Raw genomic sequence first — 26389 nt, forward strand, 5'->3', positions numbered from 1 at the left:
GTTCTTATCTTCACTATTTAAATTTCAAGACTGAAATTATGTCTTATATTGACTAAGATTGCACATTCTAATCTATTCCCTTTTACATCAAAAATCCTCACCAACATGACAAAAACGAATATGCTAATGCCAATTCGCTACGTGAGTGTATGCCTGTGATACACCATAATAGCGACATACCTTACATTGAATGAATTACAGGTAATCCTATGAACACTTTTCCATTATTTTTTAAATTAGAAGACCGTAAAGTACTCATTGTTGGCGGCGGTGATGTGGCGCTACGTAAAGCAGATTTGCTCAGCCGTGCTGGCGCGTGCATCACTGTTCTTGCGCCAAGTATTAGCGACGAAATACAAGCCTTGTTAAGTGATAGCAAGCACGAATTGATTTATAAAAAATATAATAAAAACTATATGACAGACTCGCGCGTTATCATTGCTGCCACTGACGATGAAACACTGAATCATCAAATACATGCTGATGCCACTGAGCTCAACATTCCAGTTAATGTGGTCGATACGCCGCATTTGTGCGATTTTATCTTCCCTGCGATTGTTGATCGCAATCCAATCGTGATTGGCATATCGTCAAACGGCAAAGCGCCAGTGCTGGCACGTCTATTACGTGCTCGCCTTGAAACCTTGATTCCACAAGGCTATGGAAAATTGGCAAAGCTTGCTGGTGATTTTCGTAGCGAAGTGAAAACTAAAATACCTACGCTGACAGGACGCAGGCAGTTTTGGGAAAAAGCATTTGAAGGGTCAGTCAGTCAGCTGATGTTTGCCGGCAATGAAGATGAAGCAGTGGCACAATTACAAGCCGATTTAGATAAAACAGCATCAATTATCAGTGATAAACATACAGAAAATGATAAGTCCATAGAACCTCAAACCCTACAAAATAATGTAGGCGAAGTTTATATCGTTGGTGCAGGCCCAGGTGACCCAGAGCTGCTCACTTTTAAAGCGCTGCGTCTCATGCAGCAGGCTGACATTGTTTACTATGATGCGCTAGTTTCACCGCAAGTCTTGGACTTATGCCGCCGTGATGCTGATAAGGTATTTGTTGGCAAAAAACGTAGCAACCATGCGGTAGCGCAACTTGGTATCAATGAGTTGTTGGTCAATAGCGCTAAAGAAGGTCGCCGTGTGGTGCGTCTAAAAGGCGGTGATCCTTTCATATTTGGGCGTGGCGGCGAAGAAATTGAGAGCTTGCGTGCGCATGGCGTCCCGTATCAAGTGGTGCCTGGTATTACCGCTGCCAATGCTGCCGCTAGCTATGCTGGCATTCCATTGACTCACCGTGACCATTCGCAGTCGGTACGTTTTGTCACTGGATTTTTAAAGGCTGGCGCACCCAATAGCAATTTTAAGAGCTTTTTGAATACGGATGAAACAGTCGTATTTTATATGGGGCTGCATTCGCTGGCGCGTTTGACGACAGGCTTGATTGATGCAGGGCGCAGTAGTGATACCCCGATTGCCATTGTCTCCAATGCCAGTATGCCCAATCAGCAGGTATTAACGGGAACGCTTGCTGACATCGTTGAGTTGCAAGAAAAAAACCAGCTGCCCACACCAGCCTTGCTCATTATGGGAGACGTGGTCGCGCTCCATCATGATTTGGCTTGGTATAACCTACAAAATCAGCAGGACAATAACAATAGTGACACTACAGCTAATAACTGGTTACGTGGTGGCACAGCGGCTACACCAAAAACTGACCATACTAGCCAGCAGGCCCATGCGTTATCTATGGTAGCCAATTTGGCAACGGCTGATAATGGTTTGGAGCAGCTAGTGATTGGTTAAATCAAGGCTTTTAACTCACACAAAAAAACCTACCCTTAATTGCTGGTAGGTTTTTATATTTGGCGGGTAATTTTTGATAACTTACACCATATGATAAGCATCTTTCTATACTAGAAGCGACCTATAGCTCGATAAAATCTACAATATGCTGTAGCCATTGATCATAGTTATAGTTTTCTAATACATGAGCACTCGCATAACGCATCATCTCTATCTGCTGTTTGGTATATCCTTTAGATAACTGTGCAAATAACTCATCCGCGTGTTCACGACTCTCAATCACTTCACACATACCCTCAAAGCGTGTATTTACTGATACGCTAGGATTACTCACAGCCAAACGTCCACATGCCATAATCTCAATTAAACGACGAGAAAACATACTTGGTGAGTCCGTCACGGTATTGACGTTCAGACAGTGTGAGTACTGACGGTATACATCACCCGTCTTATCATAAGGGACATTAGGAAATACTGTCGTGTTAGGTAAATCGGGATAGCGATACACGTCAGGGTTGCGATCTGAGTTGCGATCGATGATATCCAAGCCATAGGGAGATGCTGCACTAAATGCCATGTCCTGCCACTGTTGCCGAGCACTGTGGATATGCTTACTATAACTGCCTATGAATAAGCTCTTACGGTAACGCGGTGGTGATGTGGCAGGATAATGAAACTTAGGCTGTACAGCAAAGGGCAATACCCCTACTTTGACATTATTACCCAATATAGAGCGATAACGCTCAACACAGTTTTCATCAACGGTCAGAATATACTTAAATAAACTGGCAGAGTCAATAAAACGGTTAAAGTGAGCGCCGTCTTCTTTATTCCAAAATACTGCTGGGATATTATATTTGTCCGCCATCTCTAACAGTTTACGCAGCTCAATATTGTTACGTTCAGGATAGTCAGGATAGTTGGCGATTTTGTAGCGCCATTTGTCTTTGTGGCCTCGCCATGCGGATTCAACTAGGATGAAGTCTGGTTTATAAATCTTAAACAACCAGCGCCAATCCTTGCTAATTATTATGTTTTTGCTTTTATCTATAGCTTTCGCTGTTAACTCGTCAGAAATCAAGATGATTAACATATTTTCACATACTTAAAAACAGAAATTAAAAATATAGTCATTTTATTAGAAAGAATATCTCTTTTTAAGAGTTACTATAGAAAATATAAATAAACCTTATTGTAAGGCGCAATAATTTCAATTCCAGCTTTATTAAAGTTTTAAAGTACATATTAACTAGACCTCTTACATTGTGACTTCTGCAAGAGATCTACTATATATTTATATAATTCAATTAATAGAAAATTAAAGATTGTTTAAATCCTCAATAAATAGATCACCGAAATTTTCTAACACTAGACTGGAATCAATATGATCAATTTTATCCAATTTTTTGAGATCTGCATCATGAAAATCTTTTTCAGCTGAATCTTGTGTAGAGTGTTTAGACCAGAAAAAGGAAATCTGCCGTGAGTCGATGATAGTAGGGGAGTACCTATCAGCTCTCATATGACTACCTAGTGAACTAAAAACTATTTTTTTAGTCTTATGCCTGTAAACTCCAATACGCAATAAGCCAATATTTACCTTTGGATAATACATTTCGACGATATTTGTTAATTTAAAATTTTCATCAAAAACACCTGCTACTCCCAAACCAAGAGATAAATTATGACCATGAAAATATTTGTTAAGGTACTTACTACATCTTTTAAAATAATCTATAGAGATACAATCGTCATCATCTAGCATAAATCGACCTATCATCATATCCCTATCAGTGCAAAGTGATAATTTAAAAAAATCTATAGCAATGTCATCTATACTTCTTTGGGGTTGACCCTCAATATTATACTCATTCAATTTAACAAAACTATATTTCTCTTCTATTTTTTTCAATTCCTTTATATACTTAATAGGTAGAGAATCTGAATACTCAATAATATGAACAAAGTCATAACCATTACTAGCCTTTTCTAATATAGGCAGTGTTATTTTAGATAGAAAATTAATTCTGAAATCTAACCGTCGACTATCGAATAATTTTTTCTTATATTGCTCTATTTTATCTTCATCACCTGCCTGCATTGAAACAAGCCAAGCTGAAGAACGTGGTAAAAATAAGCTAAATCGAGTTATAGCTATAAACATTAATATCTCCAAAAAATTTAAAGTATTATAGTTAACCTTCTTAAGGTTTCAACTATTTTATGATTATCTAAAATATTTCTTCATTATACGTTCAGTTTTAATTTCTAAGGATAAGATTATTTATAATACCAACTTAAAGCATCATAAACAGCGTAAAGCCTTCTCAAATGAATACGGCTACTTAGTTTATTAGTACATATTCTATGTAGATACTTCCAACTAAAGCTCCTAGATATCTCTTTCTTACCTATTTGGTTTAGAAGATCAAGCAACTGCTTCTGCATAGTCTCCATCTGAACAACTTGCCATAATGGAGCATTCAATTTGTTAGCTCGCTTGATATGCTCGGGTGTTCCTTTAGGTGAGACTATATTAGAAATCAATCGATAATTTGGAAATTCCTTTAGCTTGGGCGTTGCCAATAAATCCAAGTCTAAGATATTGATATCGTGTTTGGTTTTAATCTCTTGTGGTATTTCTCTTCCTTCAAGAGGAAATGACAATAACTTAGGATTAAACATATTCATTAGCTCTAATCCTAATAAGTTTTTAGACCTACTATCTGCATCCATTCTTAACGCATAGCTCGAACCAATCGGTGAATACAAAGGATCTAGCCTTGGATTAACATTACTATAATTTGTAGATATCTGACCTACGAAATACCTATTTCTAATTGATAGATATAAGTAATCTAAAATAGAGTATATGTCTAAGTGTGAGCTAGTTAGATCATTAATCTTATTACTGACAATGCTTTGAAATCTATTATAGAAATCATTACTTACGATTCGATTATCCTCACTTCCAGCTATAGCTGAACCATAAGTTTTTTCAATAATAAAAGGTAAGCTTAACTCTTCTAAGTTTTTATATTTAAGAATAGAATTAGAGTATGTTGATCTAAGCGTCTCTCCAAAACCACCTGAAATTATAATTTCATGTCTGGTTCTACACATTGGAGGGGTATCTAAAGACATACCACAAGTATCTTTTAAATTTGTCCTATCTGCACTTCTAAGTACACCTTCATTATTAACCATAGTCTTATCAAACGTATTACAAATTTGCTTTGCAATTTGTTTATCTAATAATTCATTATAGCCATGACAGGCATAATAAATATCCTTATGGTTATACTCTTTTGCTGATTCAGACTCTAAAGCAGCAAAGACTAATCTCGAGTCATAACCACCCGTTATATGAGCTGTTTTCATAACTTCTTCACAGCCTAAAGTAGAGTTAATATTACTTTGAATCTCATCTCTAGCAGCTTCTATAGTATATTGACTATCAAAAATTATGGATCTTGTACCTGAATTTCTAAAATTAACGTTACCATTATAGATTTTGATATATGTATGAGTATCTAAGATAGCAATATCTTTATAACTGGTTTGAAAAATACCACCTGTGCCTGTGCATAAAAGCTCAGTAATAAAGTCCAAACTTTTAGTTGGATATACTCCATTACTACTTAAGACATTTATTAAAGCAGACATATCAGAAGCACAAGCAAAAACTCCATTTTTAAAATAATAGAAAATAGAAGCGCCACCTAAAGGATCTTGATAAATGTAACTTTCGATCTCATCGTAAAAAAACAAGCATAAGGAACCACGATAAGATGAATAGAACTGTTGATTTAGAAAAAAACTAGGATTAAAACTAGTTAGATGAGATGGCTGATAGATTAATTTTGAATTAATCCAACCAGCTCCATGGGTAGTTGCTTTATATATACGTCCGCTTACATTGATATCTACTTCATCACCTTTAGGGTAATAAATAACCTGATTATCTTTTATAAAAAATACTGGGCTTTTACGAATCATATAGAACTTATCCTAATAAACCTATAAACAAATCATTTTTAATCTGATGGTATGTTTTTTAAAATGGAACTAAATTATTTGAATTGCTCAAATCGTATAGTAGTTTTTAGTTTAATCTCATCTAATTCATTAAAGGTAAACCTAATTACTTGACTGTCTTCATAGGTGTTTGCGATATAGGAGACGACACTATTTACTGTATTGCTCTTTACACCTTTTTTTACTTCAATTAAATTAGGTTTTTTAGATAGAAATAGATTTATAACGTTGCTACTTCTTAAAGATGAAAGTTTTATTACATCATCAAATACTTCTATCTTTTTATCTATAGGAATGTGCAATAAAAAAATCACCGTTCTTTTCACATCATCCAAGCATATAATATTATCTTCAACCTTAATTTCTGATTTCAAACTGTCAATCTCAATCTTTCTACTGTGTCCAATATCTTGTAAAACCGTATTTTCAGCACTGACATAAGGATTGTACTGATCCTCACTATAGTCATATATCGACCAGTTATCCATTCTATGATCAAAATCTGTATGAGCATAACTTGTATTAGAAATAATAGGTATATTATGAGCTTGCCTCCTACGAGCATAATGCCTTATAGGGTCTTTATTGATATAGTTATACAATCCTGAATCGATTATCCAGTCTTCACCAAAAGCATATAAAACGAAATTATTTTCATCTTGTTGATGATGATATTGACTCAAGCAGCCTGCTTTAAATATCAAGTGCATGCTATCTGTGAAATCTTTCTCATTACCCCAAGTATTCCTAAATATTGCATATCCTGATTTCGGATAAACCATGTTGTTCCTAAGGGGTACCGATCCTCTTTTACCTTGAGTCAATGAGTATAGGAAGTTCTCATATTCTATGGTTCCAGAAAAATAATTACGATATGCATCGCTGGTGGGTTTTAGCTCTGTGTCCCCAATTATTGGTAAGTTATTATCTGGTCTTAAGATATAAGTTATATATGTCAATGCTTTAGAAGCTATGTCATTGAATTTAGGGCCTAAGTCTTTTAATACATAAGATGGAAATTCTTCGATTATTGAAAGGAATATTTTAAATACAAACTGATGGTATCCTGGACTATTCTCTTTATGCACACCTTCACTAGTGAAAGAAAAATCTAATTCGTCATTTAGGCGTAATATAGAAGTATCTACCCACACCTTGTTATCTAAAATGAGTCCTAGTAACATCAGCACGCGAACTTGTTCTAGACCATGATTAGTATGCCTAGAATAGAAATCTTCTTCTTCTAACTTTTCCCCTAAAACGTTTAGAGTTTCAAATAAACAAGAAACGAAAGTAAAATTAGTATGCATCCATATCGGATTATATTTTTTTAGGTAGTGTAATAATAATAATATCTGTTCAGCTCTCAAGGCAGTTGCATGATCATGCCATATAAACTCGAAATCCGTATTATCGTTGTATAAGTACCTATCTATCCAACTACTGATGAATTTTTTTAACTTAACTAAGACCTCATCGTTATTAGTCTCATGATGGAATGCTAAGAGATACTTATTAAAGTCGAACCAATGTAGTGCCCACTGCCAAGATCTATTATCAAAAGGGTTAGCCTCCCATTCTTCCCATTCAACTGGAGCAAAAGAAGTAAGTTTGAGTTTGTTATCCTCAAACAGCATCTTTCCTCTTACAATATTTTCTTCAGTAGAAATATAGTTTTCGACGTCTTTATCTAAAAGATAACTACTTAACTCATTATCTAAAAAAAGTGAATATGTACTCAATAACTCTAATTGTCTGGTAATATTTAGAGTCTCGGAAATACGTATATCCTTCTTTTTATCCCATATAAAATATCTAATGCTTAGTAGTTTTGAGCCATGCAAATCTATTTGATGTGAAAAATTCACATGATGCTGATAGTGATATGTAACTGTTACATCTTCAAAGTGAAAATAGCAAGCATAAACGCAGTTATTCCGTTTCTGGTTTAGGGAAATCTCTATGTCTGTTCCTTTATGGTTAACAAAGATGGAGACACCTTTATCATCTAATATTTTTATCATATGAACAAACCCAAATAAACCGTTATTTTAGAGGTACTGCTATAAATAATATTATATAAGACATACATTTATCATTAATAGTATGTGAAATACAAACACAGTTTTAAAATCCTACTTATTTTTTACCTAATCAGACTGGCTTATCGTGATTAATAATAAAAATAAATTATCAACTAATGAACATAGCTGCTAATTCTAGATCAAAAATTATTTTATAAGCTCAATCTCTTTAGCTATAGTATTATCAAAACCACATTGTAATCCCACTCTGCCTCTAGCAGCTTTAGATTTATCAAGAAAAACAGTGGGATTTTTAATTATTTTTACAATTTCTTTTACCATTTCATGAATATTTTCGCCTTCAAATAGAGCACCTTCTTTGTCAGAAATAAACTCTGGAACTGCCGCTACCTTGTTAGTAACTACTACTAAGCCTGAAGACATTGCTTCATCTCTAGACACACCTTGAGAGTCCCATCTTGTAGGATTAAGAAAGACACCGTTTTCTTTATGAACGTCAACAATTTCACTGTGACTTAGAAATCTTTTATGAAGATGTACGTTATCATATTCTAAAAGTGGTCGATTTATACTATCAAACTCTGGCCCATCCCCATAAACACTAATCTCTAACTTGTTAAAAAACTCATAATTAGCTAATTCTTGAATAGCTTGCACAGTTATGTCATTTCCATATTTTGGACCCATATATGGTCTTATAGATAATAACTTAAATCTATCATCAGCTTCCTTCTCAGAGTATTTAAAGATATTACTATCTACATAGTTGTGTATAACTAATTTATTTCCATTTGGAATATCAAATCCTAAATCAGACTCAACTTCATGCAAAAATGTCTTTGAAACAAATATAAGTTTAACCCTACTATTTAAATCCTCTTTTATAAGTTTTTGCCAAAACTTAACTCTATTATCGGCAAGCCTTTTCTTTTTACTCGTTTCATCTTTAGTTGATCCTACAAAGTCAAACTCTCTTCTCTTCCAGCTTTGTACCTCAGCACCATGCAACCATATAGAGATATTCAGCACGTCCTTAAAATCTGTGAGAACTTCCCACATATCTTTATCCAACAAATGAACAAAAACATTCTTTACTTGTCCAGAGCTTAAAACCTCTCTAAGGTTGTTCTTATTACCATTAAAAACATCTATAGACTCAAACTCTCTAAATGCCTCACCAGACTTTGAATTAATGATTTTAAACATATCTGGATAAAACCCATTATTCTTATAAGATCTTAATCGGCTATGTAAAAACCCATATTTATATAGATCATCATATGCAGGATATTGTTTAGCTAGAATTAATGTATCGCTTTTACATACTAAAGAATTTATCGCCTCAACAGTCTCGCCAATCATTAGTGACTTAATACGTGTAGTACCACTTCCAGATAATTTATAACCTATTTTAATGAACTTACAGTTTGTTGGTATAGGCATAGTATGGCTATTTTCAACTTTAACGATATTGTGCGAAATTTTTTCTTTGTTTTCATCAAGAAATACGAAAACCTGTCTTACATCAAAATCACTTTCAGCTTCGACGGTGTAATGACTGTTTAATTTTAGGTTAATATCATCACGATGATAAATTGTTTTAAAGTATACGTAAGCAAATTTATCATCTGCTAATGTTGATTTTATTTCAGTGAGCCCATCTTTAAACCCAATAGCTATTTGCTTACTTTGAGGTCTGACAAGTTGCTTGTCTATCTCTGCAGCATCAAAGATGAACGTTCTTGGGTCTTGATAATGACTCTCAATAACTCTATTATTGCTAATAAGCTGCAGTTTAAACTCATCACTCAAGACCAAACTGCTACTGCCCTTTATCCGAATATTGATACTCATAAATGCAGAGTTATTAATAACATCAACAGTAATAAATGGCGTGTACTTCTTGATTTCAAAACTAGTTTTTTGACCTTTGCTGTCAAAGTATTCAAATACCAGCTCGATGTTATTACTAGCATGGATATCTAAATAAGTATGTACTTCAGATGCACCTACCAATGCTAACTTATCTAAAATATTTATATAACGATGCTGTTTAGCTGGCAAACTAGATTTTATTTGAAAATTATTTTCTAATTTTGTTACTTCAATGTATTTATTGGCTGTTGCTAAGAGAGTATTTATAGTAATTGTCTTGGTCAACTCAGTCGTGTCGTTGAATCCTCGAATCGATTCAGAAAGGGGTAATAACTTATTTAAAAAGTCTACACCCTCATCAATAGTCAAATCTTCATGAGCTACGCTTAACGCACTTTCACTAAGCTCTGAACCATTCAATACATAGCTAAAGCCATCCGTTGAAAAAGCTTTCAGTTTAAACTGTGCATTATTGATTTCCTGAAGCTCTATTTTATCTATAATATTATTTTTGAAATCATCTAGTGTGAATAAACTTCTAGATAAGCTAATATTGTCGATATATCCATATACCACTCCCGAAACCAGAGACAGGGTGTCATTGGTGTTCTCAAAATAACTATTTTTGGTTAATCTCACACCTTCTTTTGAATCCGATGATAAGTAGCTATAACTCAGCACAAAGTCACTTAAATAGTGTTTGCCATAACTATCATTTGGATTAAATACGGCAATAGATGACTCATTAGCGAGTTGTTCAATTGCTTCAACAAAGTCTTCTTTTGTGTTAAGTATATTGACATCTTGTTTTAAGCTTGCATTAATTGTCACTTCAGAAAGGATAATTAAACGCTTATTAACCAGCTTCTGTCTTTCATAAGACTCAATTAACCTATCGTATTCATGTTCATTCTTAATATATGAGACTACAGTTGTACTAAAACCTTGAGAGTTTAAATTGGTTTTAAATGTTTTTTGTAAGATGTACTTAAGCCTATGCTTATAGGTATGATCTTTAAGTACATGTCTTAGCCCTTGCAGCTTGAATTTTTCTCGAGTAGTTAGGTCAGATTCTAGTCTTTCTAGTTGTCTAGTGAGTTCAGTCTCGTTATCGGAGCAAATTACTAAATCTCCGAAAAGTAATCTTACCCCTCTGGAGTAATTACTCATTACTATGGTATTTGACGCTAACATCTCAAACACCCTTCTAGCAAACATCGTTTGAGACTGTTTAATCGTATTCATGTTGATACCATAATGGTATCCCTTATATGCTTTATCAATCTCATGAGGTGCTAGACTACCAAGTATCATCGGCTCAAACCTGTGAGGGAATTGATAATGAGGATGAGGTTTATTGAAGTTTCGATCGAATATATCTAAGCCTTTAGTGTCTTTTGCCACACTTGAAAGCACTTCAAAATCGCGCTGTCTTCTTGGATATTTAAGGTAGTATGAACCAGCAAAATTGAATTTGTTTTTTCTCTCGTATAACTCTATCGGGTTATGTAGTTTAGGCTGGGCTGCAAAAGGCAATAAAAAGACATCATCATGATTGACATGTTCTTTGTATTTTTTAATGCAATCTATATCTGTAGTGAAGACAACATCAACTTTTTTGGCAACATCTAGAAAAGTGCCAAAATGCACAGGGTCTTCTTTGCTCCAAAAAACTGTTTTAATCCCTCTTTGATTACATCCATCAATTAACTTTTGTAAATCTTCAGAACATTGACTTACTTTTAATTTCCACAAGTCATCTTTACCCTTCCAAGCAGATTCAATAAATAAAAGATCTGGTTTAAAATAATCTATTTCTACTTCCCAGCTATCAGGGGTAAGATGTAAGAAATTTGCTTCTGGATCAAAACAAAAGGATGTAAATTCATCCATAATTGCTGCAATTTTTACGTTCTTTCCTATAAACCTTTCTTGTAGGCTTGCTAACTCCTTAGATTGGATATTTGGAGAGAATATAGATGTCTCAGCAACATTATCTACTCCTTTGAAACCCATGCCTTTATACTGATTTTGGTGTTCTAACGCCTTTACTAAAGTTGGTTCTTTCTCTAGTTTATTCTCGACCAGATTTCTTTTTTCTAGATAATAATTTTCTTGCAGCTCTTTATCGTCCAACAAGATGACTATCTTTTCTAGTAAAGAAGCATTAGTAAGATACTTATTTTTTCTACGCAAAGATTCAACGTAAAGTGATGATAGCTCTTTACTAAACCTTTTGATGGTTGTCTTTCTTTTTGCAGCATCTATAATGGATTTACCTAATTGATAGGAAATTGTATTTTCCTCTTCTGAGGAAACTGAGAGTCCTCTTTGACTTATCGATATGTCAATTTCAGAAGCCTCATGTGACTTAGGTAAATTACTCATGGTATCAATATCATCTTGATCAGTTTTTTTGTCCTGTTTAGAGAACATTTCATAAATTCTATTTTTCATAACTCACCATAAGTAATTTTATTCAATTTAGACATAGATAAAGGGTTTAGAAATGAGACTTATTATTGCATCGTATATAGTCAATGTACTTTAAAAATAACATAGCGCTACTGGGATGAATTTTTCGCAGCCTCTGGGAACGCAGCACGCAAGTAAAATTCATCCCAGTAGCGCGTTTAAATTTATATAACAGTTTTATTTTCAACTGACTATACTAACAGTTAGTCACAAGACTAATTACTTTTTTATCGGATAGAGCTATATCTGTAAATTCATCATGAGCAACCAACACCACTATTACATCAGCTTGCTCTACAGCACTATTTAAAGATACCAGCATACCCGTATTCAATTTTTCAGGTAATTTACTGATATTAGGCTCAACCAATAGCATATTTGCATTATCAGCATCAAGCATTTTTTGAGCAATATTGACCGCAGGGCTTTCACGTAGATCATCGATATCGGGTTTGAACGCCAGCCCTAATAACGCTACTGTCGGCTTTTCAATACCTTTTTCTTTTAACTTATCGATTTCAGCATTGATTTTACCTATTACCCAGTCAGGTTTACTATCATTGATCTCACGAGCCGCACGGATGATTTTGGCTTCCTCAGGGTTTTGATTGACGATGAACCAAGGATCAACAGCGATACAGTGACCACCGACCCCAGCACCCGGCTGTAGGATATTGACTCGTGGATGATGATTGGCCAGTTCGATCAGCTCCCAAACATTGATGTCGAGCTTATCAGAGATAATAGATAACTCATTAGCAAAGGCAATGCTAACATCACGAGAGGCATTTTCAGTCAGTTTTGCCATCTCAGCCGTACGAGAGTTGGTTGCTAACAACTCGCCTTCTACAAAGATACGATAGACTTCTTGCGCTTTTTTAGTCGACTCTTTAGTCATACCACCGATGATACGATCGTTAGATATCAGCTCTTCAACCACCTTACCAGGTAACACGCGCTCAGGACAATAAGCCACATAGATATCAGCTTCAACATCAGGCTCATGATATTTAGGAAAGGTCAAATCAGGACGTGCCTCAGCAAGCCACTCAACCATCTGCTCTGTTGCACCTACTGGTGAGGTCGATTCTAAGATGACCAAATCGCCTTTTTCTAATAGTGGTGCCAAGGCTTTACTGACTGCTTGAATATAAGACAAATCAGGGGTGTGGTCATCACCTTTAAATGGTGTTGGCACTGCGATAAGATATGCATCTGAATGCACGGGTGTTAGGCTAGCTTTAAGCTTATTGTTATCTACCGCTTGTTTAACGATTGCTTCTAGACCTGGCTCAACGATATGGATTTTGCCTTGGTTGATCGTATCAACTGCATGCTGATTGACATCAACGCCAACGACATTAGCCCCATGATGGGCGAACATCGCAGCTGTTGGCAAACCAATATATCCTAAACCAAACACACAAATATTTTTCATCTTAATCCCGTCTATTTGATATTAAGTTAGCTTAACGCTTTAGTTTTAGCAGTTTGTTCGTATAAGAACTCAACGATAGTCTTAGCAATACGTTGTGAGGCTTTACCATCACCATAAGGATTATGGGCTTGGCTCATTTTTAAATAAATAGCCTCGTTCTCAATCAAATTACTAACTTCAGCAACGATGGTAGGGCCATGAGTACCTACTAGCTTAACGGTACCTGCCTCTACTGCTTCTTGGCGTTCAGTCGTTTCACGCATGACTAATACTGGAATACCAAGCGATGGCGCTTCCTCTTGAATACCACCTGAATCCGTGAGAATAATATGGCTAGTACTCATCAAATAGACAAAAGGCAGATAATCCTGTGGCGCAATAAGTTTGACATTATTAAGACCGCTTAGTAAGCGATTGACAGGCTCTTTAACATTAGGATTTAGATGAACAGGATAAACAAACTCGTAGTCTGGATACTTTTGAGCCAGATCTTTGATTGCTTGGCAAATAGACTCAAAGCCTTCTCCAAAATTTTCACGGCGGTGACCCGTAATAAGGACCCGACGTTTATTAAAGTCCAATTCTGAAAACTGCTGCTGTAATTCCAATCGTAGTGATGCGTTATTTTCTAACTTATCTTTAACATCTAACAAGGCATCTACAACGGTGTTACCAGTAACATAGATGTATTCTGGGTTGTTATGCTCATCATACAAATTTTGCGCGGCAGCTTTGGTTGGAGAGAAGTGCAACTTGGTAATGACACTAGTTAGTTGTCTGTTAGCTTCTTCTGGCCAAGGTGAATAAAGACTATAGGTACGCAGCCCAGATTCAACGTGTCCGATCGGTATTTGTTGGTAAAATGCTGCTTGTGCACCGCATAGTGTGGTCGATGTATCGCCGTGTACCAGTACTAAATCAGGCTTGCATTCTTGTAAAATAGGCTCAAGTGCCATTAGCATTCTAGAGCTAGCTTGGGTCAGGCTCTGATTGCTTTTCATGATATCTAAATCATAGTCGGGAACTATCTCAAATAGAGCCAGCACCTTATCTAGCATTTCACGATGTTGGGCAGTCACACAAACGATGGATTGAATATCAGGATTGGCTTCTAAAGCTTTAACAACAGGCGCCATTTTAATCGCTTCAGGGCGTGTACCAAAAATACTAAGGACTTTTTTCATAGAAACACTTTTTTAGTTTTGTGAGAGTAAGAATGTCATGTAAGCCTTCAAAAGGTTTTGGGATATATAATTTTTCACTATCGATACAACTCAATAACAAACAGCATATTAGAGATAAAGTAAACGTTTATCAACCATTACATACCGCTTATCGGAGCCAATAAAACAAATTACTTTTAAAAACAACTAATTATGACGTATAGGTTTTGTACGCAGTTTTAAAGGAATTATAGCTATAGACGAAATCTTATATATGTCTTTAGACAGCCATCTCCAACATAGAAAATTTTGCTAGAATGAATACTTTCTATCAAATGTCCTTAAGCTCAATTATGTCCATACCTGCCGATACTAAATTCATGCCAAAACCACTCACTATCCTCCATACTTCCGACTGGCATTTGGGGCGCAGGCTTTATGGACGAATGCGTTATGACGAATTTGAAGCCTTTTTAAGTTGGTTGCAAGACGCCATTAGCCTACAGAAAGTGGATATACTAATCGTTGCTGGTGATATCTTTGACACCATGACCCCAAGCAATAGAGCTCAAGCGCTATATTATGAATTTTTAGGAAAAGTTTCAAAATCATGCTGTCAACATATTGTCATCGTCGCAGGCAACCACGACTCTCCGACATTTTTAGATGCACCAAGTAACGTACTCAAGTTTTTAAACGTCCATGTTATCGGTACCGCTTGTGAAGACTTAAACGATGAAGTATTGGTGTTAGACGATACAAATGGAAACCCGCATTGCATTATCGCTGCCGTCCCCTATTTGCGTGATCGTGATGTCCGTAGTAGTAGTGCTGGCGAGTCGGCTGATAGCAAAGATGCCAATGTTATCAAAGGCATTCGCGCCCATTATGATGAAGTAGCTAGCATTGCCAAAGCCAAACAGGCTAAATTAGTTGAAGTATACCAGCGTCACATTCCCATCATTGCTACAGGGCATCTATTTGCAGCTGGTGGCACCACTACTGAAGACGATGGTGTGCGTGAGCTTTATGTCGGCTCACTCGGTAAGATTTCTGCTGACATGTTCGATGAAAGTTTTGACTATGTGGCGCTTGGGCATTTGCACGTACCGCAACGCGTCGGTGGTCGTAAGAGCATTCGCTATTCAGGCTCGCCAATCGCGATGGGATTTGGCGAGGCAAAACAACAAAAACAAGTATTACTGGTACAGTTTAGTGCAGTAGCAAATGACATTAGCAGTCAAAAATCAGCCTCAAATAATATAGTTGAAAGCATTATTCCTCAGCTGACCAATACCGTTACCCCGATTGAAAAACCTGCTAATAAAGCAGCCAGTCAGACTACGGAATTTATGGATGACTTGTTTGGTTTTGACGAGCAATCAAAAAATAATGAGGTGACAAAAACTGCTGCTACAAAAAACATCCCTGATCAGCAGGATCAAAACAACCAATCAATGCCTAAAAATATCGATACTCCCAACAAAATACTGCATCGCGATGACTCTAATCAGATGCAAGTAGTATCACTACCTATTCCAAAATTCCAAAAATTGGCGCAAATATCGGGTGATTTGGAATCTATTAATAAGACTATTGATAAAACCATCCAAGCTCTTGATGCAACAGAATCTGTTTGGCTTGAAATTATTTATACGGGTGATGATGTGGTCAGCGAGTTACGTGAGCACATCCAAACGATGGTAGATAATTTGCCGTGCGAGGTGTTAAAAATCAAAAACACTCGTACCTATAATAAAGTACTAAATCAACAACAGATTTCTGAGACGCTACAAGATTTAAATGAGGAAGAAGTATTCGAGCGTTGCTTGATTGCTCATGATATTCCTGATGAGCAAAAATCATCCTTACGTGACGCCTATGATCAAATCGTTTATAACTTACGTCATGAAGATACTCAGGCTGAATAGCATTATTTAATCATAAACGCTGTTGATAGAAGCTAGCCAGAATAACAGCTTTATTTCTCATTATTGCCTTTTTTATTACTACCTATAAAAATAAGACCCTGCCATGCGCCTAATAGAACTAAGACTTAAAAACCTCAACTCCTTAAAAGGCGAATGGCACATTGATTTTAGTGACCCCGCTTTTCTTAACGAAGGTATTTTTGCCATTACTGGACAGACTGGTGCTGGCAAGACGACCATATTGGATGCGATTTGCTTAGCACTCTATAGCCAGACGCCAAGACTGGGCGATATCACTGGTTCAACGAACGAGATAATGACCCAAGGTACAGGTGAATGCTCAGCAGAAGTCATTATAGAGATTGATTCCAAGCGTTATCAATGCTACTGGTATCAACATCGTGCCCACAAAAAAGCCAAGGGCAACCTATTACCAATTAAGCATGAAATTAGTGAGGTGCAGACCGGCAAGATTTTAGAAGAGAAAAAGTCCAAAACTTCTGCCCATATACAAAACCTCATTGGCATGGATTTTAATCAATTTACGCGCTCCATCATGCTGGCACAAGGCAGTTTTGCCGCGTTTTTAAAGTCTGATATTGGCGATAGAGCCGCGATTTTAGAGAAAATAACGGGTACTGCTATTTATGCCAAAATATCGTTAAACGTTCATGAAAAGAAACGCTCTGAAGAGGAAGTGCTTGGCAAACTACAGGCAAGCGTGAATAGCTTGTCGTTATTAGGTACTGAAGAAGAAAAGCTACTGGTAGCAGATTTAGAGCGCTTTAACCAGCAGCAAAGCACCCAGCGTCAAACCTTTAAAACCCTAAGTGAACAGGTACAGTGGCTGGATAGCGTTCAGCAGCTACAGCAAAATCTCTCGACCTATCAGACCGATTTTGCAGCGGCACAGCATATGCAGCAAACCTTTATTCCAGAAGCCCAGCGTTTAGATGGCGCTAATAAGGCTTTAGAGATTGATAGCTATTTCCGAGAGCTTAGCTATAGCCGAGAGTCGGTTAAGCGGTTGGATACTGAACAACAAGATTTGCTTAATAAGATTCCAACTCAGCAAGAAGTACTGGCACAAGCTTCAATCCATTTAAATAATATCAATACCATTGAAAAGCAAGCCACAGATATCCTACATGCTACTTTGCCTATTATTAAAAAGACGCGTGAGTTGGATACTGAGATAAAACAGCACTCTTATTCTTTAGCTAGCGATAATAAAAGTAAAGATACATTAGTTAGTAACACTCAGCAATTAGTTCAAGATATAGCTGACTACAAACAAACAGAGCAAAAGACTCAGACTCAGCTTAGCAGTATAGAAAAGTACTTTCGCGATTACCAAGAGCTAAACGACCTCGATACAGATATGGTGACCTTCGATAACAGCTGTCGCCAATTAATGGCGCTGTTGGAAGATAATGCCAATCTAACAGCGGCTAAACTTGCTTATAGTAATCAAGCCCGCATGCTACAGACTGATTTTGATAAGTTATATAAGCAGCAAAACGCAGAGAAATTATTGATAACGCAGCAACGCGAGCAACTTGCCAGCGTACAACAGCAGCAAGCCATACTCATTCAAAACCAGCCCATTGCTAATATGCGTAGCGAGCAAGAGCAAATCGAGCAAATCAGCACCCAGATTGCGCAAGCCAATATTAAGCTAGAACAGCTGTCTGAGCGTGCCAGCCAAATTCAACACATCAATGCAACGTTACCCAAACTGAATCAAGAGCTTAAGACTTTAGAAGGTTTGATTGACAGTCACAAGCTAAATATTGAAGAGGCTAAGCTCAAAAAACAAGATAGGCAGGAGCATCTACATCTACTACAAAAGGTCGCTAAGCTTGAAGATTATATAGTAGAGCTAGAGGATGGGTCGCCCTGCCCGCTTTGCGGCGCACATGAGCATCCTTATGGTAAACAGCACCCGTTATTAGACCCTAGTACCAAAAACAATAATACCGACGCCAATGACGATCAAAACCAGTCGTCCACAATAAAACAGACTAAGGCACAATTAACTCAGCAGCACATAGCTGAACTAGAAACTATTATTGATAGTCTTGAGCAGATTTTATCTAAACATCATATCGACCATGCCACCAAAAAAGAAGCCATCAATAATCAACAGCAGCAGTTAGCGCCCTTACAGCAGCAATCTAAAATCTTACACGCTGATATTAAGTCTAACCTTTCCTCGCTATTTAACACTGAAAATAGTTATTCGGAATCGACTGTGGCAATTATCGATCCACTTGCGCAGATTAACAACGATACTGATATTCATATTGATCAGGGCTTATCCTTATTAAGCATCATCAAACACAAACTGACTGAGCATAAACAGTCTCTTAAAACGATAGTCGTCGAATATGACAACCTAGCTGAAAGTGCTGCAACGCTCAGTATTGCCATCGAAGCCGATGAACAGCAGCAACAGCTACTTAGTCGCGCCATTAATAATCTGGCGACTGATATCAAGCTAAATGCTCAAAAAGTTGAAAGTGTCGAAGATAAGATTGCCACTAATTTTTCTGAACTCATACTCATGATGACCGATATTTCATCTTTGGTGAGTAAGTATCCAACGGCTAAATACGAGAATCATTTAACGATAGCGCTCAAAGCGACTGACGTTCAAGGCGCACTGCAGCAGCTCATTGAAAGTATTCATAAGCAAACAGTATTAGCAAGCGCAGATTATGATGAGCATATTGACCAGTTGCGGGCACAACGTCATGCTTTGAAGCAGTTAAAGCAATATCATCATGAGCAAAGTAGCCGCCAACAGCAACTCACAAATACTCTGATCAGCCTGACTGCGAATATTGAGAGTAAGCAAGCACAGCTCACCAATGATGAGACAGCACTCAAAGAATTAGAGACATTAATTGATAATAAAACTGATGATATCGAACAATTAAAGAAAGCTAGAAAAGCGCTATTCGCAGATAAAGATACAGACTATGAAGAAAACCAGTTACGCAGCGCTGCTGATGAGGCTAAAGCTGAACAAATCATAGCGCAAAGACAGCTAGATTCTATACAGCAGTCTTTAGAGCAATTAAAGAGCAGAGAGCAACAGCTAGCCACAGAGCGACAGTCGGCGACTACTACCGTAAATACACAGGAAAGCATTTTTACTAACTTACTCACAGAGTCAAAGTTCGTCGATGAGGCGGATTTTTTGAGTGCGCGTCTGCCTAAAGAAGAGCGTGAGGCATTACATATACGTAAACTAGCGATTGATAATGCCCTACAACAGGCTAAGTTGCAGTTAGACAATACCCAGCAAACGTTAGAGCAAAAACTTGCCACGCCTATGACAGATGAAGACCGAGAAACACTTGCTGGCAAGCATCATCAAATACAGACGGATATCGATGAGTTAAGTCAAAAAATTGGTGCGATTGACCAAAAGCTCAAGGATAACGACAGCCAAAAAGGGCAACAGGCGACACAGCTGATTGCAATCGATGAACAAAAACAAAAACTACAAGTTTGGCAGCAGCTACATACGTTAATTGGTTCTGCTGATGGCAAAAAATATCGTACCTTTGCGCAAGGCTTAACGTTTGAAGTGATGATTAGCCATGCCAATACGCAACTGCAAAAAATGAGTGACCGCTATTTGCTCATTCATGATGACAGCAATCCGCTTGAGCTTAATGTGATTGATAACTATCAAGGCGGTGATATTCGCAGTACCAAAAATCTATCGGGCGGCGAAGGATTTATTATCAGCTTGGCGCTCGCCCTTGGGCTATCGCAGATGGCGAGTCACAATATTCGCGTGGATTCACTGTTTTTGGATGAAGGGTTTGGTACGCTTGATGAAGAGTCGCTTGATATTGCACTCGATACTTTAACGAGCTTACAACAAGAAGGTAAGCTTATTGGTATTATCTCTCACGTACAGGCGTTAAAAGATCGCATCTTGACTCAAATCAAGGTTGAAAAAATCTCGGGTGGTTTTAGCCAAATCAGTGGTCAAGGCTGTCGCCGAGTGGTCAATGTTACTAATGAAAAAACTTCGTAAGCTAAAGCGGTCATCAAGAGTCGAGCGTGCATCACGCAGTTGATTACTTATTACGCTTAGCCAGACAATAAAAAACCACCGTTAATTAGGGCGTGTCCTCATTTTAAAAATGGTGATAAAAATGAGATAAATTGCCGTCAAACAAGGAAGATAGCGCCGTTAATATCGAGATATTGATAAGCTATTTGACGATGTTTAACAAAATTTAGCCATGTTTAGCCCATTTAGAAAGTAATTGATTGAATTGAGGACACGCCCTAATAACGGTGGTTTTTTTGAAAAGACGTTTATCTTATTGTTTATTGAATGACTAGTTACTTAGTTAGTTTAGTTACTTAGTTACCAAACCGCTTAGCTCACTCATCAATACTGACAACGTTGAGAGACCAATTTGACTATTTTCGTCATTGCTATGTAGATTATCTAACTTGCTCATCTCTGTGGTGACAGACTCCAGATGATCCAAGTGGCGTGAACGCCATTCACCAAACGCTTGCTTCGCATCAGGTTTAGATAATATAGCATCCATCAGTAGACGTAGACTACGTGACAGCTCATTCATCAACGCATGGCGTGCGCGGCGATCCCAGTAGTCTTGCTGTGGTAACGTGGCGATGTTGTCCATCATCCAATCTAACTGCAAGACGTGATAGGCATCAAAGTACAATGTTGCAATCTCATCAACAGGACGCTCATATTGCTCAGCGAGCAGTGCGGCATCAAGTGCATCAACATGATAAGGCAGCATCGCAAACAATGCGGCATCATTATTAGACAGATCATTCTGCATCAGGCTAGTGGTATCTTCTTGCAAGTATTCTGCAAATTGTTGCTCAATAAAGCCGCCTGATTTGGTTAATTTCTCAACACTATCACTAAAGCGACTGATCATGTCAGCGACTTGCAATTCTTGACCAAAGGCATTGATAAACCAAACAACACCTTGCTCAAGCGCGTCACGTAGACGCAGTTCAAGAGTTAGCAGTAATGTAGCATCGACTTGATTGTCCAGTGCTTCAAGCGTGTTCCAAGCTTTTGACACATTGAAGACATCACGGCTAATCGCATAACCACGCACGATGGTCGCCAGCGATTGATCTGTTTCCTCATAAAGACGGAACAGTGCTTCAATGCCCAAACGATTGACCACACTATTGGTCAAATAGGTGCTGATAATCTCACGATGTAAGCGGTGTTCAGTCATCTCATCAAAGAACCGCGTCGCCAGCTCATCAGGGAAATACTTACGCAACTCATTGATAAAGTACGCATCATCTGGCAAGTCTGATGATAACAAGTTGTCATACACCCACATTTTGCCATAAGCCATGACAACTGCCAGCTCAGGGTTGGTCAAGCCAGTATCTGCTTTTTGACGTTTGGCAATTTCTTCATCTGATGGCAGATATTCAATCGCCCGATCAAGACGCCCTTCACCTTCTAACATCTGAATAAAACGCTGATGATCACTTAAGTTAGCCGCCGCACGAATGTGGCTAAGCTCAATGGCTTGTGGTTGAAGGTAGTTTTGACGCAATACCAGTTCTGCCACGCTATCAGTCATGCTTTCAAGCAACTCATTACGCTGCTTTAAAGTCATGTCGCCTTGCTCGACCACTTTGCCAAGTAAGATTTTGATATTCACTTCATGATCTGAGCAGTTTACGCCGCCTGAGTTATCGATAGCGTCGGTATAAATGCGCCCGCCCGTTTGTGCATATTCGATACGCCCTTGCTGGGTAAAGCCTAAGTTACCACCTTCACCAACAATAGCCGTACGTAGCTCATTGCCGTTGACTCGTACGGCGTCATTGGCACGGTCGCCGACATCAGCATGGCTCTCATTCACGCTTTTCACGTAAGTACCAATACCGCCATTCCAAATAAGATCAACAGGCGATTTTAACAGCGCACTGATTAACTCGTTGGGTGCCATGCTGTCTTCAGCGATATCAAAACGCTGTTTCATCTCAGCACTGAGCGTGATGCTCTTATCTTGACGGGAGAAAACGCCACCTCCTTGGCTAATAAGTGACTTTTCATAGTCATCCCACGTCGAACGCGGCATGTCAAATAAGCGGGCACGTTCTGCGTGTGAAGCAGCAGCATCTGGATTCGGATCAATAAAGATATGTAGATGGTTAAATGCGGCGACCAGCTGGGTATGGGTTGATAGCAGCATACCATTGCCGAATACGTCACCACTCATATCACCAATACCAACCACGGTAAAGTTATCACGGTTCTGAATGTCCATGCCGCGCATACGGAAGTGGCGTTTGACCGACTCCCAGCCACCGCGTGCAGTGATACCCATGGCTTTGTGATCGTAACCAACTGAGCCCCCTGAAGCAAAGGCATCGTCGAGCCAGAAATCATATTCAGCAGACAAGGCATTGGCAATATCAGAGAAGCTGGCCGTTCCTTTATCAGCCGCGACCACTAAGTACGGATCATCTTCATCATGACGCACGGTGTTGGCTGGCGGGACAATTTTTCCATCAACGATATTATCCGTCACATCGAGCATACCGCGTAGGAATGCTTGATAACAAGCAATGCCTTCGGCTTGGAATGCGTCGCGACCATCTGCCATGGTTTTGGTTTTGACGATAAAACCGCCTTTTGAACCAACAGGAACAATCACCGCATTTTTAACCATCTGTGCTTTGACCAAACCAAGCACTTCGGTGCGGAAATCTTCCATACGATCTGACCAACGCAGACCGCCACGGGCCACTTTACCACCGCGCAAATGCACGGCTTCAACACGCGGCGAATACACGAATATCTCAAACATCGGCTTTGGTTTTGGTAGATTAGGAATATCTGCTGCCAAAAACTTAAACGATAAACGATCTTTACGCTGACCATCGCTATCGGTTTGATAGAAGTTGGTGCGTACCATGGCGTTAATTAAATCTAAGTACCAACGCAAGATACGGTCTTCATCCAAGCTATCCACACCTGCCAATGCAGCCGTGATTTGCTGTTGAATCTGCGCGGTTTTTTCTGTGCGTTCATCTTCACTGTACTTAGGGTTCATACGGGCATCAAACAGACTACCGAGCGCCACGCTAATGTCGCTATTTTTTACTACCGTTTGCTGAATATACGTACTAGAGAATGGTGCTTTTGCTTGCATCATATAGCGTGATAATGCTCGTAGTACCACCACATCATAAGTGTCTAAATTGGTCGTCAATACCAACTCGTTAAAGGAGTCACTCTCAACATGTCCCGCCCAAATCTGTTTGAGACTGTCTTCAAACTGACCACGAACCACTTGCATGTTGACAGTATCGACATGCTCTAGTGTCAGTTCATACTCTTGCATCCAAATGGGCTGCTCTGGCAAATCAAACTCATAGGTTTGCGCTGAAATGACAGACACACCAAAGTTTTCAAGGATTGGCAGGACTTTGGATAAAATGACAGGCTGTTCACGACCATACAGTTTTAGGTGTAATTGATTGCTTGCGTCGCCGGTTGATTGGTATAAATGCCAAATCATCGGCTGTTCTGCTGTCAATACAGCCAAACGCTTGGTGTCTTCAACCGCAGTACGGGCATCAAAACGCTCTTGATAAGCCGCAGGGATATAATTTAAGAAGCGACGGTTTAGAGCATTGGCTTGTTGCTCACCCACATTATCCAGCAGCATCTTTTGATAGCTGTCGCTCCATGATTGCATTAAAGCAGATAGTTTTGCTTCAAGTGCAGCAGTATCGACGTCTTTCACTTGACCTGGCACTGTACGCACGTGGACATGCACACGTGCGTGAGCTGATTCATTGAATTCTGTGGTAAAGCCTGATGATGTGCCACCGTAGGCTTCTTTTAGGACGTTCTGTACTTTGATACGTAGCTCGGTGTTGAACTTGTCGCGCGGGATATAGACCAAGCATGAGACAAAACGCTGATAATGATCCACACGGCTGAATAGGCGCAGGCTCTTTTTATCTTGCAACTGGCTGATACCAGAAACGATAGGATATAGCTCTTCGACGCTGGCTTGAAAGAGGTCATCACGCGGTAAGGTGTTAATCACATGCATCATTTTATGGTGCGCATGACCGTCACGCGGCAGTTCTGCCATTGCCATAATCTTATTGGCTTTGTCACGTAATAGCGGAATTTGCTGTACCGTTAGTTGATACGCTTGTGAGGTCAATAGACCAATAAATCGATATTCACCAACCAGTTTACCGTTGTCATCAAACTTATGAATACCCAAAAAGTCCATATATACGGGACGATGCACTGGCGATACACGGCTTGATTTGGACAACATCAACACGCGTGGTTCAGTCAATAGCTGCTTTAATACTTTTGGCAATTGGCTAAAACTTTCGGACAGTTTATCTTCTTCAGCACCGCGTAATAGACCAAGACCGCTATTACCAATGGCGAATAAATCTAAATCAGCAGGTTCAGCATTCACTTCGACAGCCTGCCCGCCTTCCAAACGATATTCACGATAACCCAAGAATATAAAATGATCGTCTAATATCCAATCTAAAAATGCTTGTATCTCTTGCTGCGAGTAAAAAACTTCTGGCAGTGGCTTGTTTGATAGCTCAGCTTTGATATCCGTCAACTGCGCACGCATCTGCTTCCAATCGCCAACGACTGTATCTAGCGTATCAATTTTTGCCAATAACATTTGCTGTAATGCAGCCAGATCTTCATCATCTTGATAGGCAATTTCACAATGAATCAAAGACAAATGAGAGGTCGCGCTTTCATGTGCGCCTTCGACATGAGTAATATGACCATTATCATCACGTGCAACACTGACAATGATGTTATAAGTACGATGAACATCGATACCTTCAGACTCAAGACTCATCAAAATCGTATCGACTAAAAACGGTCTGTCATAGGCAACAATTTGAATAACCGTATGTGAGCTATGAAAATGCTGCTCTTCTGCTTTGGGGTTTAGTACCTTCAGTTGTGGCTTGCTGCCATCATAGGCTTGGAGCAACGTAAAATGATGTAATGCCATGCCCGCTAGGTCAGCATTACTGATAGTCTCAGCTGCCTCTGCGTGCAATGGCTGATAATAGCTATGAATAAAATGATCAAATAATGATTTGTCTTTTTGTACATAACTGGTAGCAATATCGCTTATCTGGCTGATGCGCTCTTTTGCGATACTGAGGGAGTTTGGCATGTCCTTCATCCTTTTTTATAGATGTAATTTATCATTTATTTAAGTTTATTAATTCGTACTAACTAATGGCAGCGCATAAATATGTGAAACATTATTGGTGCTGCGGAGCAGTATATCCATTTACGCAATTTATTCTGTTTTTTCTTGATATTTTAAGTTTCTCTCCTTTTTCCACCCTTATTTTTAGGAATATGTCGCAATTGGGATTTAATGCCATTAATTTAGTGAAGTGTAACGTACATAGCGCGCCAGCTAAAGCGTACAACATCATTTCATGAATCAGCAACATGTCGATAACATTTGCTCATGAGACAGGTTTTTCCGTTTATTGATGATTAATTGCTGGCAAGTGGATACTCATGGCAATCAGTACG

Annotated in this window: 11 protein-coding genes; 3 read left to right on the plus strand and 8 right to left on the minus strand. The window is 38.4% G+C overall.

The annotated features are described in order from the left end of the window. Positions 1 to 209: 209 nt before the first annotated feature. Positions 210 to 1814, plus strand: a complete 1605-nt coding sequence (gene cysG, locus C8D84_RS02630) for a siroheme synthase CysG (protein ID WP_109589821.1) — start codon at positions 210 to 212, stop codon at positions 1812 to 1814. A gap of 121 nt (positions 1815 to 1935) precedes the next feature. On the opposite strand, the gene C8D84_RS02635 is transcribed toward cysG, so the two are convergent. The 7 genes from C8D84_RS02635 to wecB all read right to left on the minus strand — a co-directional run bounded on the left by C8D84_RS02635 (position 1936) and on the right by wecB (position 14869). After that, the gene (locus tag C8D84_RS02635; RefSeq protein ID WP_170108258.1) at positions 1936 to 2820 is read right to left on the minus strand and encodes a CgeB family protein; all 885 of its coding nucleotides are present in this window, start codon (positions 2818 to 2820) and stop codon (positions 1936 to 1938) included. A gap of 312 nt (positions 2821 to 3132) precedes the next feature. Then, the gene (locus C8D84_RS02640; RefSeq protein ID WP_109589824.1) at positions 3133 to 3978 is read right to left on the minus strand and encodes a glycosyltransferase; all 846 of its coding nucleotides are present in this window, start codon (positions 3976 to 3978) and stop codon (positions 3133 to 3135) included. A gap of 116 nt (positions 3979 to 4094) precedes the next feature. Then, on the minus strand, positions 4095 to 5813 hold the full coding sequence (locus C8D84_RS02645) for a hypothetical protein (RefSeq protein ID WP_109589826.1): 1719 nt from the start codon (positions 5811 to 5813) through the stop codon (positions 4095 to 4097). A 74-nt stretch (positions 5814 to 5887) separates the two neighbouring features. Beyond that, on the minus strand, positions 5888 to 7876 hold the full coding sequence (locus C8D84_RS02650) for a heparinase II/III domain-containing protein (protein ID WP_109589828.1): 1989 nt from the start codon (positions 7874 to 7876) through the stop codon (positions 5888 to 5890). 207 nt (positions 7877 to 8083) lie between these two features. After that, positions 8084 to 12229 carry a glycosyltransferase family protein gene (locus C8D84_RS02655; RefSeq protein WP_109589830.1) on the minus strand — a complete coding sequence of 1382 codons (4146 nt, stop codon included), beginning with the start codon at positions 12227 to 12229 and terminating at the stop codon, positions 8084 to 8086. A gap of 214 nt (positions 12230 to 12443) precedes the next feature. Then, entirely contained in the window at positions 12444 to 13685 is a 1242-nt protein-coding gene (gene wecC / locus C8D84_RS02660; RefSeq protein ID WP_109589832.1) for a UDP-N-acetyl-D-mannosamine dehydrogenase, read from the minus strand. Positions 13686 to 13711: 26 nt separating this feature from the next. Continuing rightward, positions 13712 to 14869, minus strand: a complete 1158-nt coding sequence (gene wecB, locus C8D84_RS02665) for a non-hydrolyzing UDP-N-acetylglucosamine 2-epimerase (protein WP_109589834.1) — start codon at positions 14867 to 14869, stop codon at positions 13712 to 13714. 332 nt (positions 14870 to 15201) lie between these two features. Between wecB and C8D84_RS02670 the strand changes: the two genes are divergently transcribed. Both C8D84_RS02670 and C8D84_RS02675 read left to right on the plus strand, forming a co-directional pair. Next, the gene (locus C8D84_RS02670) at positions 15202 to 16779 is read left to right on the plus strand and encodes an exonuclease SbcCD subunit D C-terminal domain-containing protein (RefSeq protein ID WP_228244429.1); all 1578 of its coding nucleotides are present in this window, start codon (positions 15202 to 15204) and stop codon (positions 16777 to 16779) included. Between the two features lie 103 nt (positions 16780 to 16882). Continuing rightward, entirely contained in the window at positions 16883 to 20836 is a 3954-nt protein-coding gene (locus C8D84_RS02675; protein ID WP_109589838.1) for an AAA family ATPase, read from the plus strand. Between the two features lie 331 nt (positions 20837 to 21167). Here the strand turns inward: C8D84_RS02675 and C8D84_RS02680 are convergent, their stop codons facing one another. Beyond that, complete coding sequence (locus tag C8D84_RS02680; protein ID WP_109589840.1) at positions 21168 to 26015, minus strand: NAD-glutamate dehydrogenase; 4848 nt, start codon at positions 26013 to 26015, stop codon at positions 21168 to 21170. Between the last annotated feature and the right edge of the window lie 374 nt (positions 26016 to 26389).

It is taken from the genome of Psychrobacter immobilis, from assembly GCF_003148585.1.
Lineage (GTDB): Bacteria > Pseudomonadota > Gammaproteobacteria > Pseudomonadales > Moraxellaceae > Psychrobacter > Psychrobacter immobilis.